The organism is Rhodoferax lacus, from assembly GCF_003415675.1.
Taxonomy (GTDB): Bacteria; Pseudomonadota; Gammaproteobacteria; order Burkholderiales; family Burkholderiaceae_C; genus Allorhodoferax; species Allorhodoferax lacus.
The window spans coordinates 541,088-556,401 of sequence record NZ_QFZK01000001.1; the positions used below are offsets into that span (position 1 = coordinate 541,088).

A 15,314-nucleotide genomic window follows, 5' to 3' on the forward strand; every position below is an offset into this window, starting at 1 on the left:
ATCCGTGAATTTTGGCAAATCCGATATTTCAGATGCAGGAGATACAAGCCTTGGATTCGAATGCCCAACCCAGGCGCTACCGCGCCTTAGATGACAAGCAGAGCAAGGGACGCCTTACGACACCATCCGGCGGCGGCGGCGCGGCCTTGGCAGGCAACCGTTCCCGCGTTGTCGAGAGCGCTGGCGATGTACCCTGGACGGAATTTTGCAAGCTGCTCAGCAGGCCGGCATTTCTGCTGGCCGTGACCGGCTTCGGGGAGCTCTAGAACAGGCCTGAAATCTTCCCCTCGTCATCCACATCGATGCGGGCAGACGCAGGATCTTTGGGCAAGCCGGGCATGGTCATGATGTCACCGCAAATCATCACCACAAATTCGGCGCCAGCAGCCAGACGCACCTCTCGGACATTGACGGTATGGCCACTGGGCGCTGCACGCAGCTTGGGGTCTGTAGAAAACGAATACTGGGTTTTGGCCACACATACCGGGTAATGGCCATAGCCATCGGCCTGCAGTTTCTCAATTTTGGCCCTTACTGTGGCCTCGGCACCAATGTCCGCAGCACCATAGACCCGCGTGGCAATGGCCTTCATTTTGTCCCACAAGCTATCTTCATCTGCATAGACAAACTGCATATTGGAGGTACCTGACTCTGCCAGTCGCACCACGATGTGCGCCAACTCCTCGGCGCCCCGCGAGCCATCGGCCCAATGCCGCGCCACCACCACCGGCACACCCAGCGCATCCATGCGTGCCCGCAGCAGGTCGAGTTCTTCCTGCGTATCGGACGTGAAGTGGTTGATGGACACCACGCAGGCCAAGCCATAGCGCTTTTGCACGTTCTCCACATGCCGCTCCAGGTTGGCCATGCCCCGCGCCAGCGCCGCCAAATCGGGGGTGTTCAGGTCCCTGGCCGCCACACCACCGTGGTGCTTGAGGGCACGCAGCGTGGCCACGATCACCACCGCGTCGGGGCGCAGGCCGGATTTGCGGCACTTGATGTCGACAAATTTCTCGGCGCCCAGGTCGGCGCCAAAACCAGCCTCTGTCACCACATAGTCACCCAGCTTCAGGGCCGCGCGCGTGGCTGTTACCGTGTTGCAGCCGTGGGCGATGTTGGCAAAAGGGCCGCCGTGGATGATGGCCGGGTTGTTCTCCAGGGTCTGCACCAGGTTGGGCTTGATGGCGTCCTTGAGCAGCGCTGCCATGGCGCCCTGCGCCTGCAGGTCGCGCGCGCGGATGGGGCTCTGCTCGCGGGTGTAGCCCACAATGATGTTGCCCAGGCGCTCCTTTAAATCCCGGCGGGAGGTGGCCAGGCAGAAGATGGCCATCACCTCCGAGGCCACCACAATGTCAAAGCCGTCTTCGCGCGGGAAACCGTTGGCCGCTCCGCCCAGGGACACCACGGTGTGGCGCAGTGCGCGGTCATTCATGTCCATGACGCGCCGCCAGGTGATGCGCCGCAGATCAAAGCCCAGGGCATTGCCGTGGTGGATGTGGTTATCCATCAGTGCAGCCAGCAGGTTGTGCGCCAGGGCGATGGCGTTGAAGTCGCCGGTGAAGTGCAGGTTGATGTCCTCCATGGGCACCACCTGCGCATAGCCGCCACCGGCAGCACCGCCCTTCATGCCAAACACCGGGCCCAGCGAGGGCTCGCGCAGTGCAATCACAGTGCGCTTGCCAATGCGGTTGAGCGCATCGCCCAGGCCCACAGTGGTGGTGGTCTTGCCCTCGCCGGCCGGGGTTGGGCTGATGGCCGTGACCAGAATCAGTTTGCCCAGCGGGCCGGGATGCCGGTCCAGCCACCCCAAATCAATTTTGGCCTTGTAGTGGCCATAGGGCTCAAGTGCTTCTGCAGGAATGCCCAGCCGATCGTGCGCCATTTGCAACACGGGAACCAGGGTTGCGGATTGCGCGATTTCTATGTCGGATAGGGCCACGTTATCTCCTGTCATTGTTTGCGTTGGACACGAAACATTCTGGGGAGGCCCACTACCCACACTATCCGCAATGCGGCCTATTGCATTCCATCTGCGGCAGGCCGTATCGGGGTCTTCCCTTGCTAGAAGCCGATGCGCAACAGGTTGAACGCTGCCACCAGCGTCATCACCAAAGCGCTGCCGTAGCACACCACTTTGGCGGTTGCGCCGTTGTGGATGCCCACGTCATGCAGGCTGTGGAAGATGCGGTGCGCCGCGTGCCAGGCAAACAGCGCAATCACCACAAACACAAAGCCCTTGCCGACAAAGTTTTGTGCAAAGGCCAGCATGCGCGGGTAGGCCATGAAGTCGCCATGCAGGCCCAGGGACAACGGCGTGGCAAGCCCGGTGATCAGCACCAGCGCACTGCCCAGCAGGGCCGAGAGCATGCCACCGGCGCCAAACAGCAGCCAGAAGAACGGGGCGTTAGAACGTTTTTTCATGCTTGGCTCCAGACTGCCAGCAGCAGCACCGCCACAAACACCACAGCGGCCACACTCCAGCCGGTGCGCTGTATGCGCTCGGCGCTCACGCGCTGACCCTTGATGACAATGGGCGCCATGGTCTTGGGCATGATTTCGAACCAGCTGTGCACATGCAGCACCATGCCCAGCAGCAGCACCAGGTGCAGGGCAATGGATGCGGGCGACTGCAGGGCCTGCAGCCAGCCGTTCCAGGCAGCTTCGCCCTGCCCCAGTCGGAACACGCCCACGGTGAGAATGAGGGCATAGACCCACACAGCCACGGCGGTGAGCTCGCGCACCATGTAGCGAATAAAGAAGGGGTTGTGCTTCCACCAGCCCGGCATGGGCCGCACGTAGGGACCGGCGGTCTTGCGCACGGTGGGAATGCTTGCATCCGTTTTCATGGTCATGCTCCTTTGCCTGGCAGAAAGCGCGCAAAGTAGTCCACTGCGCTGTTGATCTTGTTCTGGTTCACCGCGTTGGCCGGGTCCACACCTTTGGGGCAGACCTCCGAGCAGTAGCCCACTGCCGTGCAACTCCACACGCCCTCTTCCGCATTCAGTATCTCCATGCGCTCGGCACGCCCGCCATCGCGCGAGTCGCTGTTGTAGCGGTGCAGCAGGGCCAGCACGGCGGGGCCGGTGAACTCGGGGTTGAGGCCAAACTGCGGACAGGCCGCGTAACACAGCATGCAGTTGATGCAGGAGCTGTACTGCTCAAACGCTTCCAGTTGCGCCGGGGTCTGCAGGTATTCGCCCGCGCTCAAGGCGCGCGCTTCTTTGGGGATGATGTAGGGCTTGATGCTCTCCAACTTCTTCACAAAGGGCTCCACGCTCACCACCAGATCGCGCTCAATGGGCAGGTGCGCCAACGCTTCTACGCGCACGGGGCCGGGCATGAGGTCGCGCAGGAAGGTCTGGCAGGACAGGCTGGGCTTGCTGTTGACCATCATGCCGCAGCTGCCGCAAATGGCCATGCGGCAGGACCAGCGAAAGGCCAGCGTGCCGTCGATGTCGTCCTTGATGTACTGCAGGCCCTGCAGCACCGACATGTCTTCGGTAAACGGCACCTGGTAGCTTTGCCAGATGGGCACGTCCTCCTGCTCGGGGCGGTAGCGCAGGACCTGGATCTCAATGGTTTTTGCAGCCTCAGACATGGGCTTTCTCCTTGGCATGTTGGTCGGCATCGGCCTTTTCACCGGCCGCACCATAGGCGCGTGTGCCGGGCTGGGAGCTGGTGATCTTCACCGGCCCGTAGCCCATGCGCGGTGGCCCGTCGCCCTGATAGAAAGCCAGCGAGTGCTGCAGGAAGTTGACATCGTCGCGCTCGGTGTAGCCGTCCAGGCGCTGGTGCGAGCCGCGGGACTCGCGCCGGTTCAGGGCCGAGTGGGCCATGGCCTCGGCCACATCCAGCAGGTAACCCAGCTCGATGGCCAGCAGCCACTCGGTGTTCCAGCCCTGCGAGTGGTCGTCCAGCGTGACGTTCTTGTAGCGCTGGCGCAGCTCGGCGAGCTTGTCGCAGGTTTGCTGCATGGTGGAAGCCGTGCGGTAAATGCCGCAGCCGTCTTCCATGCTTTGCGCCATCTCGCGGCGCAGGGTAGCAATGCGCTCGCCTTTTCCTGCGCTTGTACCTGTGCCCGTTCGCAGAGCCTCTGCCTGAGCCTGGGAGGCGCGGGCCTGCTCCAGCACACGGGCCGTGGGCGTTGTGGGTTGCGTGTTCTGTTTGGCGAATTGGGCTGCCTGCTTGCCTGCAATCTTGCCAAACACTATCAGCTCGGTCAGCGAGTTGGAGCCCAGGCGGTTGGCGCCGTGTATGCCCACGCTCGAGCACTCGCCCACCGAGTACAGACCTGGCAAGGTAGACGCCGTGTTGCCATCTGCCACGATGCCGCCCATGGTGTAGTGCACGGCGGGCAGCACGGGGATGGGTTCCTTGGCCGGGTCCACGCCCAGGTACTCCACCGCCAGTTCGTAGATTTGCGGCAGGCGCTCGCGCAGCTTCTTCTCGCCCAGGTGGCGCAGGTCCAGATGCACCACCTCGCCGTGGCGGCTGCTGATGGTTTTGCCTTTTTGTTTTTCGTGCCAGAAGGCCTGGCTCAGGCGGTCGCGCGGGCCCAGCTCCATGGCCTTGTTGCGTGGCTCCGGTGTGGCCGGGCCCAGACCGTAGTCCTGCAGGTAGCGCTCGCCGTCCTTGTTGAGCAGAAAGCCGCCCTCGCCGCGGCAGGCCTCGGTAAACAGCAGGCCGGTGCCGGGCATGCAGGTGGGGTGGTACTGCACAAACTCCATGTCGCGCAGCGGCACGCCGTGGCGGTAGGCCAGCGCCATGCCGTCACCGGTGACAATGCCGCCGTTGGTGTTCTCGCGAAACACCCGGCCCGCACCACCCGTGGCGATGATGACGGACTTGGCCTGTATCAGCGTGAACTCGCCGGTGGCAATGTGGATGACCAGCACGCCCTGCGCGCGGCCCTCGTCCACCAGCAGGTCCATGCAGAAGTACTCGTCATAGCGCTGGATGCTGGGGTACTTGATGGAGGTCTGGAACAGGGTGTGCAGCATGTGAAAGCCGGTCTTGTCAGCGGCAAACCAGGTGCGCTCTATCTTCATGCCGCCAAAGGCGCGCACATTCACATGGCCATCGGCCTTGCGGCTCCAGGGGCAGCCCCAGTGCTCCATCTGCACCAGGCTCTCATGGGCCTGGGCCACAAAGCTCTCCACCACATCCTGCTCGCAGAGCCAGTCGCCACCGGCCACCGTGTCATGAAAGTGGGCTTCCAGGCTGTCATGCGCTTGCGTGACGGCAGCCGCACCGCCTTCGGCTGCCACGGTGTGGCTGCGCATGGGGTAGACCTTGGATACCAGCGCAATGCGCAGCGTTGGATCGGCTTCGGCTACCGCAATGGCTGCCCGCAGCCCTCCACCACCCGCGCCAATGATGGCGACATCTGCCTGAACAATATGCATGAAATCCTCCTGAACACACTACGGCCCAATGTACGCCCGTACGCGCATTGCGTCATGACGTGCATCAAGGCATGGCGGTGTTATCAGGCCAGAGCGGCCATGTGGCGTTCGCAGAGTTGGCCTGCAGAATCAAAGTCCAGGGCCTTAAGGGCCTCCTGCAATTCGGCAAGATAGGCAGCGGGCAGCGCGTCCAATGCATTGCCACGGTCCGCAAACTGGTCCAGCACGGCCAGGTTGCTGTCCCTCAACAATTGCGCAAGCCGCAGCAGGAAGGCCCTGGCGCTCGTGCGTTGCAGTGCATCTTCTGCATAGTGCATGGTTGCCGTGGCATCCATTGATGGCGGGGCTGGTTTCTGCAGGGCGGCTATCGCCTGCACGGCGGCATCGCGGGTATGTGCCACCAATTCCAGCAGGGGTGGCAGGTGCTCCAGTGACTGCAGGTCTGTAGGCGCTTGCCGGAACAGCTTCTCCAGAACCGCCGCTTGGGCAGACAACTTCTCGGCGCCCAGGGTCGCGGCTGTCCCCTTGAGCGTGTGCATTTGCGCCACCAGCGCCGGGACCTGCGCGGCAAGTGCTGCCTGGCGGAAATCCGCTTCCACCGTATCCAGGGTGCGGATGAACTCTTGCGCAATGTCCACATACAGCGATGTCAGACCCGATATGCGCTCCAGTGCCGAAGCCACATTCAGATAGGGGTTGCTGGACAGGACGGCCTCTGCCTGCGCGGTATCAACGCCTGCAGCGGACTGTGCTGGCACCTGGGGTGCATCCTGAAGCCCCTTTTTGCGGCCCGTCACTGTCAGCAGTACGTTCACGAGATGCCCCATATCAAAAGGTTTTCCCACATGGTCGTCCATCCCCGCTGCCAGGCATGCCAGCCTGTCGCTGGCCATGGCATTGGCGGTCATGGCAATCACCGGCAAACGGGTCATGCCCAGTTCGCCCCGTATTCTCAGCGTGGCGCCAAAGCCATCCAGCACCGGCATCTGAAGGTCCATCAAGACCACCTCAAAGGGTGGCTGCGCAGAAGCCACCGCGTCCACCCCCAGCAGCCCATTGGCAGCCAGTGTCACTTCGGCGCCCTCTGAGGCAAGCAATTCCTGCGCCACCTGCTGGTTGATAAGATTGTCTTCCACCACCAATATCCGCATACCGGCCAGATTTCTGTTGGACTTGCGCTGCAAGCGGAGTGCCGGCACATCGCTCTGGGTATAGCCCAGTGCGGCATCCTGCAACGCGCTCGCAGTGGCGGGCTTGACCAGAAAGCCGTCTATCAGGGCCTGGTCCTCTTTGGATCGCTGCAGCGGCCTGTCGGCTCCGTTGGCACTGACCATGACGATGCGGGGCTGCGTGGGCAGGCCCTGGCAGAGCTGGCGGATATTCCGGGCTGTCTCCCAGCCATCAAGCCCGGGCATTTGCCAGTCCAGGTAGATCACATCAAAGGGCAGCACGCCCTCCTTGCAAGGGCCGCGCATCAGGTCCAGCGCCTCTTCACCACCTTCGGCCAGGGTCGTGGGCCAGGACCACGAACGCGTCATGTTGGAGTGAATCTCCCTGGCAACCGGATTGTCATCCACCACCAGCACCCGCATGGGTGCAACCGACAGGCGCGGAACTTCCTGCGCGAACGGTGCATCCGCTGCGGCCAGGGGCACGCGCAAGTTGAAGCTGAAAGTGCTGCCCTGACCTGGCGTGCTCTGCACCGCCAACTGGCCGCCCATCAACTCCACCAGGCGGCGGCTGATGGCCAGGCCCAGACCGCTGCCGCCAAAACGGCGCGTGGTGGACGCCTCGGCCTGCGAGAAGCCGGTGAAGATGTGTTCCTGCTTTTCCTGTGCAATGCCAATGCCCGAATCCTGTATGGAAAATTCCAGCACGCAGTGCGCAGTTTCCGAAGCTACCTGGTCCGGCAGCCTTCGCAACCGCAGCACCACCTGCCCCTCGGACGTGAACTTGATGGCATTGCCACCCAGATTCACCAGCACTTGCTGCAGGCGCATGGCATCGGCCACCACCACAGCTGGCACATCGGCTGCGATATCGAACAGCATCTCGATGGACTTGCCCACCATGTTGGAGGACAGGATGACGCCAATGCCCCGCAGCATGCGGTCCAGCCGGAAGGGCTGCGGGTCCAGCTCCATCTTGCCGGCTTCCACCTTGGAAAAATCCAGAATGTCATTGAGCAAGTGCAGCAGCGATTGCGCGGCCCCTTCGGTCTTGGAGGCATAGTCGCGCTGCGCAGGGCTGAGCGCGGTGTTTTGCAGCAGGGACAGCAGGCCCAGAATGGCGTTCATGGGCGTGCGGATTTCATGGCTCATATTGGCCAGGAACTGGCTCTTGTAGCGCGACGCCTCCTGTGCCTCTTCCGTGGCCCGGACCATGTCGGTAATGTCGACACGCATGCCTGCAATATGCCCCTCGGGCGTACGGCGGTCCAACACCCGCATGACCCGGCCATCGGCGCGCTTCTGGATGCGCGCCTCGTTGCCCTCGCGATGGGCCTTCAGGCGCATGGCAATCCATTCCTCTTCGCGGCCGATGGATTCACGGTACAGCCCGCGCTGGGCACCGATGCGAATCATGTCCTCAAACCGGGCACCCGGGACGACAATATCCTGCATGCCGGGATAGAGCTGGGCATACTTGGCGTTGCAGTAGACCATCCGGTCCTGGGCATCGAAGAGCACGAACGCATCATCCATGGCGTCGATGGCGCTGCGCAGCAGACCGGCGCTGCGCTGGACTTCGGCCTCCGCCTGCTTGCGCACCGTGAGGTCACGCACGAAGGCCAGGTTGTACTCCCGGCCATCGAACACGAAGTAGTTCAACTCCGCTTCTACCGGAATGTCCTGATTCTGCTGCGTGCGATGCACGGTCTCGAACCGCATGTTGCCCGCCTCACGCAGGCGCTTCCAATGTCCGTCCCAATTCTGCATCGACATGCCCGGATTCAGGTCTGGCACGGTCAGCGCCAGCATCTGCTCTTCTGTGTAGCCATGCAGGTCACACGCTGCCTGGTTCACCCGCAGAATGTGTGCGTCCGAACCTACCCACATGGTGGGCAGGGATGATTTCAGCAGCGAAATCTCGCTGAGTTGCAAGGCCGATTCGACCTGCATGCGACGGCGCAGCTGCCGCATCAACATGAACGTGGCGCCACCCAGGAAAAGCAGCATGAGCGCAAGCACGCCCCCTTCCATCATGACTCCCTCCCGCCAGGGCTGCAGCACCTCATCGCGCGAGATGCCAATGGCCACAATCAGAGGATATTCCTGCAGCACCCGGTAGCTGTAAACGCTCTGGACTCCGGTCGCGGCCACCTTCTGCTCCAGCACGGCATCGGTGGCCCGGGGGATGGCCTCCTTGAACATGGGTGCAGTCAACCAGTTTCGTTCGGCAATTTCCGAATTGAAGGGCCAACGCGCAATAGCCCAGCCCTGGGTGGTAAACAGCGTAACGAAGCCGTCATCACCGGTATCGATGGACTGGTACAGGCGTTGAAAATATTCAGGGTCAACAGCGGCCATCAGCGTGCCAGAAAACCTGCCCTCCAGCCGGATGCTGACCGGAATAATCCACAAGCCAGAAATGCGGCTTCTCACCGCCTGGCCAATGAACAAGCCGCTCTGGGCGTTTCCCTGGTGAGCCTGGTAAAAATCACGGTCTTTTGCCAAGGGCAGTTCTGCTGTGACCTCGGTCAGTGTGGATACCACCGTTTTGCCTGCTTCATCCACTACGGCAAAGGAACTTATCAAGCCGTCCTGTGGCAAAAAGGCGCTCAAACGCTGGCCGCTGTCTGCTTTGAGTTGGCCTTCAGATTGGTCCTGGGACTGCACATCCTGGGCCGCCAGCGCCAGGGCCACTTCCACACGGCGCATGCTCTGGCGCGCATGTTCTTCCAGCAGTTGCGCAAGGCTGCTGGTCTTGGCACTTGCGGCAGACAACTGTTGCTGGTAATCGCGCTGCAAATCAATGGCAACCAGGGCACACAGCACGATGGCCAGCACCAGTGCCAAAGCTCCAACGGCGCGTTGGGGCTGCAGTTGCAGCGAACGCAGAGGGCCGTGAAGACGTGATGGAAACATGTTGAATTCTAAGGTCTATCTGGAGGGTAAAAAGTCGCAAACACCATGGTTGTCGTGGGCAGGCATGCAGGAAAATGCCAACGTGAAAGCCAAATATTTCTTCCAGCTGGTGGCCCTGTCAGCCCTGTGGGGCGCGTCCTTCATGCTCACGCGCATTGCCGCCCCGGCGCTGGGCCCCAACTTGGCCGCCGGCCTGCGCATGGTGTTGGCCACTGGCATGCTCAGCCTGATCATGTGGCGGCTCCAAACCCCCTGGCCCTGGCAGCACTGGCGCGAGCTGTTTCTACTGGGCCTGCTGGCCGTGGCCGGGCCACACATCCTGTATGCCCGCTCCTCCCTGGAGTTGCCCGCGGGCTATGGTGCGCTGCTGACCGTCACCTCCGTGCTGTTTGGCGCCTTTGCCTCGGCCTGGCTCAAGGAAGAGGCCCTGAGCGCGCCCAAGATGCTGGGCTGTCTGCTGGGCTTTGTGGGGGCGGCGCTGGTGGTGCGCCTGGGCCCGGTGGAGCCCACGCATGCGCTGGTGATCGCAGCACTGACCTGCATGGGAGGTGCGGCCATCTCGGGCGTGTCCACGCCCTTCCTCAAAAAAGCCATAGCCCGCATGGAGCCCCTGCAGATTACCGCGGGCATGCATGCCGCCGCCGTGGTGCTGATGCTGCCCGGTGCCGCTTACGATCTGCCGCGCGCCCATGTGACCTGGGGCGCCTTGGCTGCTGTGACCCTGATGGGCCTGTTGACTTCGGGCCTGGCCTACTGGATGTACCTGCGCATCATGCGCCACGTGCCGCCCATGGCGGCGCTCAGCTCCACATTCCTGAGCACAGGCTTTGGCGTGCTGTGGGCCGTGCTGCTCCTGGGTGAACCCACCAGCGCGGCCATGGTGGCCGGGGGCGGATTGATTCTGCTGGCCTGCCTGCTGGTGATGGGGCTCAACCCCATGCAATGGAGCCTGCAGATCTGGCGCGGCTGGCGTGGCGGTTAACGCTGGGTGCGTTGGCCCACGCCCAGTGCCGCCACCACACTGAGCATCAGCACCGCTGCGGCACCAATCAGTGTGGCGCCATACCAACCCCGATCCATGAAGCCGCCAAACACCAGGGGCGAAATCGCAAAACCGGTATCCAGCCCGGAATACACCAGGCCATAGACGCGGCCGGTGGCGCCTTTGGGCGTGGCCTTCTTGATCATCATGTCGCGCGAAGGCCCACCTATGCCGATGGCAAAGCCGCTGGAGGCCAGGATGACCATGGTGGCATTCGCTCCCAGCCAACCCGTGCCACACAAGGCTAGCAACAGGGCACCTGCGCCCATGCAAACGGCCACCACCCGGTCACTATTGGGTGTGCGTGCGGCCACAAAACCACCGATGAACATGCCCAAGGCACCCGCCAGCATGTAGCCGGTGATCGTCAGCGTGGCCGCTTCAAAGCTCACGCCATGCATGGCCTTGAGAATGGACACCGAAAAACTCTGGATCACGGCCATGGTCATGGTGGACAGCAGGAAAAAGGCGAAGCACCACCACACCACCGGCAACTTCATGAAGGCCATGGCGTGGGGTGCCTGCACACCTGTGTCGCGCGCATGGTGGGCCACCTGGGTAGACAGTTTGTCGCGCTTGAGCACCAGCAGCGCCAGGATCAGCGCGTACAGCACGGCAGCGCCCAGATAGGCATTGCGCCAGCCAAAGGCAGCTGTCATGGTGGCCAGGTACACGGGTGCTGCGGCCCAGCCCAGGTTGCCGGTCAGGCCATGGGCGCTGAAGGCATAGCCCAAACGCGGCGCTGACACACGCTGGTTGAGGATGGTGAAGTCCACGGGGTGGAATGTGGCATTTCCCAGGCCCGCCAGTGCCGCCACCAGCACCAGGCCGGTGTAGCCCGTCACCATGGAGGCGCTCACACAGGCCAGCACAAAAATCACCATGGCCATGAACAACAGCGGCCGCGCACCCAACCGGTCCACCACAAAACCGGCACAGGCCTGGCCCACACCGGAGACCACAAAGAACACCGTCATCAACAGGCCCAGCTCGGAAAAGCTGAATCCAAACTCCTTGATGAAGACCGGGAACATCAGCGGCAGCAGCAAATGGCTAAAGTGCGAGCTGGCATGCGCCAGGCCCACCAGGCCGATGATGGCGGCGTCCTGCTGCAGGGGAACCGCCGGGGCGGGGAAAGTGGTGCTGGCGGCGGCAGTGGTCATGCCAGCGATGTTAATCGCCTCTGCATGACCCCGCCCAGCGCCCTATCACTTGGGCGACTCCGCTTTGCCGCTCTTAATTGAAGCTGAATTCGCCCGGCGCCAGGATCGGGTCCACCCCCACCCGGATGGTGGACTTCGGAACGAACTTGCCTTCCAGCAGCAACCTCGACAACGGGTTCTCAATACGCTGCTGGATCGCACGCTTCAGGGGCCGCGCACCATACAGCGGATCGAATCCCACCTTGGCCAGCTCGGCCACGGCCGCGTCCGACACATCGAGCGTCAGGTCCAACTTGGACAGGCGCGCCATCAGCACCTGCAACTGGATCTTGGCAATCGAAGCAATGTTCTGGGCATCGAGCGCATGGAACACCACGGTCTCGTCAATGCGGTTGAGGAACTCGGGGCGGAAGTGGTTTTTGAGCTCGCCGGTGACGGCTTCCTTGATGTCGTCCGTGTCCTGGCCCACCATGCTCTGGATCAGGTGCGAGCCGATGTTGCTGGTCATCACAATCACCGTGTTCTTGAAGTCCACGGTGCGGCCCTGGCCGTCGGTCAGGCGGCCATCGTCCAGCACTTGCAGCAGCACGTTAAAGACATCCGGGTGGGCCTTTTCCACTTCGTCCAGCAGCACCACGCAATAGGGTTTGCGGCGCACTGCCTCGGTGAGGTAGCCGCCCTCCTCGTAACCCACATAGCCCGGAGGCGCACCAATCAGCCGGGCCACGGAGTGCTTCTCCATGAACTCGCTCATGTCGATGCGGATCAGGTGGTCCTCGCTGTCAAACATGAAACCAGCCAGCGCCTTGCACAGCTCGGTCTTGCCCACGCCCGTGGGGCCGAGGAACAGGAAGGAACCGGTGGGGCGGTTCGGGTCAGACAGACCCGAGCGCGATCGGCGGATGGCGTTGGAGACAGCGGCAATGGCTTCGTCCTGCCCGACCACGCGGTCATGCAGCTTGACCTCCATCTGTAGCAGCTTGTCTTTCTCGCCCTGCATCATCTTGGCCACCGGAATGCCGGTGGCGCGGCTCACCACCTCGGCAATTTCTTCAGCGCCCACCATGGTGCGCAGCAGCTGCGCGCGCCCGCCATCCTTGGCGGACTGGGCCTTGCCTGCTTCCTGGGACTGCGCGTCCTTCAGGCGTTTTTCCAGCTCGGGCAGCTTGCCGTATTGCAGCTCACCGGCCTTGTTGAAGTCGCCCTTGTCGGTGAGTTCCTTGATCTGGAAGCGCACTTTTTCGACTTCCTGCATGATGGTTTTGGAGCCTTGGGCCTGGGCCTTTTCGGCCTTCCAGAGTTCATCCAGGTCGGCAATTTCCTTTTGCAGGCTCTGGATCTCTTCGTTGATCAGTTCCAGCCGCTTTTGCGAGGCCTCGTCCTTCTCGCGCTTGACGGCTTCGCGCTCAATCTGCAGCTGGATCAGGCGCCGGTCCTTCTTGTCCATCAGCTCGGGCTTGGAGTCCAGCTCGATCTTGATTTTGGAGGCTGCCTCGTCAATCAGGTCAATCGCCTTGTCGGGCAAAAAGCGGTCGGTGATGTAGCGGTTGGACAGCTCGGCCGCGGCCACGATGGCCGGGTCGGTGATCTGCACGCCGTGGTGCACCTCGTAGCGTTCCTTCAGGCCACGCAGGATGGCAATGGTGGCCTCCACAGTGGGTTCGCCCACCAGAATCTTCTGGAAGCGGCGCTCCAGCGCAGCGTCCTTTTCGATGTACTTGCGGTACTCGTCCAGCGTGGTGGCACCCACGCAGTGCAGTTCGCCACGGGCCAGCGCGGGCTTGAGCATATTGCCCGCGTCCATGGCGCCTTCGGCCTTGCCCGCGCCCACCATGGTGTGCAGCTCGTCAATGAACACAATGGTCTGGCCCTCGTCCTTGGCCAGGTCTTTGAGCACGTTTTTCAGCCGCTCTTCAAACTCGCCACGGAACTTGGCACCGGCCAATAGGGATGCCATATCCAGCGACAGCACGCGTTTGCCCTTGAGGGAATCCGGCACTTCACCGGCCACAATGCGCTGGGCCAAGCCTTCGACGATGGCCGTCTTGCCCACACCGGGCTCGCCGATAAGCACCGGGTTGTTCTTGGTGCGGCGCTGCAGCACCTGGATGGCGCGGCGGATTTCATCGTCACGGCCAATCACCGGGTCGAGCTTGCCCATGCGGGCGCGCTCGGTCAGGTCCACGCAGTATTTTTTGAGCGACTCGCGCTGGTCTTCTGCATCGGCACTGTCCACGCGCTGGCCGCCACTGACGGCTTCAATGGCCGACTCCAGGCTCTTGCGGTTCATGCCGCTGGCACGCACCAGGTTGCCCGCGTCGCCCTTGTTGTCGCACAGCGCGAGCAGGAACATGTCGCTGGAGACAAACTGGTCACTGCGCTTGATGGATTCTTTTTCGGCCGCCTGCAGCAGCGACACCATGTCGCGCCCCACCTGCACCTGCTCGTGGCCCTGCACCTGGGGCAGCTTCTTGATCGCGGCCTCGGCAGCCGTCAGCAAGCCGCCCACATTGACACCCGCACGCTGCAATAGCGCCTTGGGGCCATCTTCCTGGCGCAGCATGGCGGCCAGCACGTGGGCCGGTTCGATATAGGCGTTGTCATTGCCCAGTGCCAGTGACTGCGCGTCGCCCAGGGCTTCCTGGAATTTGGTGGTGAGTTTGTCGGTACGCATGAAACTTCCTTTGACAGTGGTGTCGGTTGCTACATAGCTTGAGGGCTGGCCCCTCCGTTTTCAAGTGCGGTGGGACGCTTAACGGGGGCGCTTGGCTGATATATGTCAAACAACCTTCGCCTTGCTGCTGCGCCTGCCGGGATGGGAGTGCCCTGGGGCCTCATAGCGTCAAAGGCCCGCAAATCGGCCCCAGGGCACTCCCATCCCGGCGAGCACGGAAGGGTTGGTGCGCTCTGGTTGAAATGCAAAAGGCACCTCATACAAAGGCAGCCGTCGGCAAGGGGGTCTTTGGAACGATTGCGTACCAAAAGTGTAGGCAGGTCGAAGCGGGTAAGGGTGGGGGCCGATTTGCGGGCCTTTGACGCCATGAGGCCCCCGCCCTTGCCCGCTTCGACCCCACCACAAAAGGAGGCGAACAGCTACCCGCAATTCTCGCCGGAGATCACTCTACGGCGTTGCTCCCCGCAATCCCCCAGCGCGCCAACGCCGCGTCATCACTCACCCGGGCATCCACCCACTGCGCGCCATCCGCTGTGGCCTCCTTCTTCCAGAATGGCGCCTGCGTCTTCAGGTAATCCATCAGGAACTCGCAGGCCTTGAAACTCTCGCCCCGGTGCGCCGACGTCACTGCCACCAACACAATCTGGTCCAGCGGCTGCAACAGGCCCACCCGGTGCACCACCCGCGCATCGAAGAAGTCAAAGCGCTGATGCGCTTCGTCAATCATGGCTTCGATGGACTTCTCGGTCATGCCCGGGTAATGCTCCAGTTCCATCGACTGCACCGACGACTCGGCGCCGCCATTGCGGTCGCGCACCAGCCCGACAAAACTGCACACCGCCCCTACCCGCTTGTCGCCGGCCTGCAGGCGCGCCACCTCCTCTGACAAATCAAAGTCCTGGGTCTGGATGGAAACGCGTGGGTTGGTCATGGGGCTGCCTG

General features: G+C 62.5%; 10 protein-coding genes. 1 reads left to right on the forward strand and 9 read right to left on the reverse strand.

Translation table 11 applies throughout. The annotated features are described in order from the left end of the window. Positions 1 to 262: 262 nt before the first annotated feature. From DIC66_RS02445 to DIC66_RS02470, 6 genes are all read right to left on the reverse strand, one after another. Positions 263 to 1,939, reverse strand: coding sequence for a formate--tetrahydrofolate ligase (locus DIC66_RS02445; protein WP_275405206.1), 1,677 nt, complete (start codon positions 1,937 to 1,939; stop codon positions 263 to 265). Positions 1,940 to 2,061: 122 nt separating this feature from the next. Continuing rightward, a complete protein-coding gene (gene frdD / locus DIC66_RS02450; protein ID WP_117173660.1) occupies positions 2,062 to 2,421 on the reverse strand; it encodes a fumarate reductase subunit FrdD in 360 nt (119 codons plus the stop codon). Beyond that, positions 2,418 to 2,846: a fumarate reductase subunit C gene (locus DIC66_RS02455; protein ID WP_117174140.1), complete on the reverse strand. Its 429-nt coding sequence runs from the start codon at positions 2,844 to 2,846 to the stop codon at positions 2,418 to 2,420. The genes frdD and DIC66_RS02455 overlap by 4 nt, the downstream gene beginning before the upstream one ends. A 2-nt stretch (positions 2,847 to 2,848) precedes the next feature. After that, on the reverse strand, positions 2,849 to 3,598 hold the full coding sequence (locus DIC66_RS02460; RefSeq protein ID WP_117173662.1) for a succinate dehydrogenase/fumarate reductase iron-sulfur subunit: 750 nt from the start codon (positions 3,596 to 3,598) through the stop codon (positions 2,849 to 2,851). Continuing rightward, entirely contained in the window at positions 3,591 to 5,405 is a 1,815-nt protein-coding gene (frdA, locus tag DIC66_RS02465; RefSeq protein ID WP_117173664.1) for a fumarate reductase (quinol) flavoprotein subunit, read from the reverse strand. Before frdA ends, DIC66_RS02460 begins: the two co-directional genes overlap by 8 nt. Before the next feature lie 83 nt (positions 5,406 to 5,488). Then, complete coding sequence (locus tag DIC66_RS02470; protein WP_117173666.1) at positions 5,489 to 9,493, reverse strand: response regulator; 4,005 nt, start codon at positions 9,491 to 9,493, stop codon at positions 5,489 to 5,491. An 82-nt stretch (positions 9,494 to 9,575) separates the two neighbouring features. Here DIC66_RS02470 and DIC66_RS02475 point away from each other — a divergent pair, with 82 nt between their 5' ends. Further along, positions 9,576 to 10,475 (forward strand): DMT family transporter, encoded by a 900-nt coding sequence (locus DIC66_RS02475; protein ID WP_233505751.1) that lies wholly within the window; start codon positions 9,576 to 9,578, stop codon positions 10,473 to 10,475. Here DIC66_RS02475 and DIC66_RS02480 read toward each other — a convergent pair. The 3 genes from DIC66_RS02480 to DIC66_RS02490 form a co-directional block, all read right to left on the reverse strand. After that, on the reverse strand, positions 10,472 to 11,698 hold the full coding sequence (locus DIC66_RS02480) for an MFS transporter (RefSeq protein WP_117173670.1): 1,227 nt from the start codon (positions 11,696 to 11,698) through the stop codon (positions 10,472 to 10,474). The genes DIC66_RS02475 and DIC66_RS02480 overlap by 4 nt on opposite strands. Before the next feature lie 73 nt (positions 11,699 to 11,771). Then, positions 11,772 to 14,372, reverse strand: a complete 2,601-nt coding sequence (clpB, locus tag DIC66_RS02485) for an ATP-dependent chaperone ClpB (protein ID WP_117173672.1) — start codon at positions 14,370 to 14,372, stop codon at positions 11,772 to 11,774. A gap of 442 nt (positions 14,373 to 14,814) precedes the next feature. Next, positions 14,815 to 15,303 (reverse strand): molybdenum cofactor biosynthesis protein MoaE, encoded by a 489-nt coding sequence (locus tag DIC66_RS02490; RefSeq protein WP_117173674.1) that lies wholly within the window; start codon positions 15,301 to 15,303, stop codon positions 14,815 to 14,817. Positions 15,304 to 15,314 lie beyond the last annotated feature (11 nt).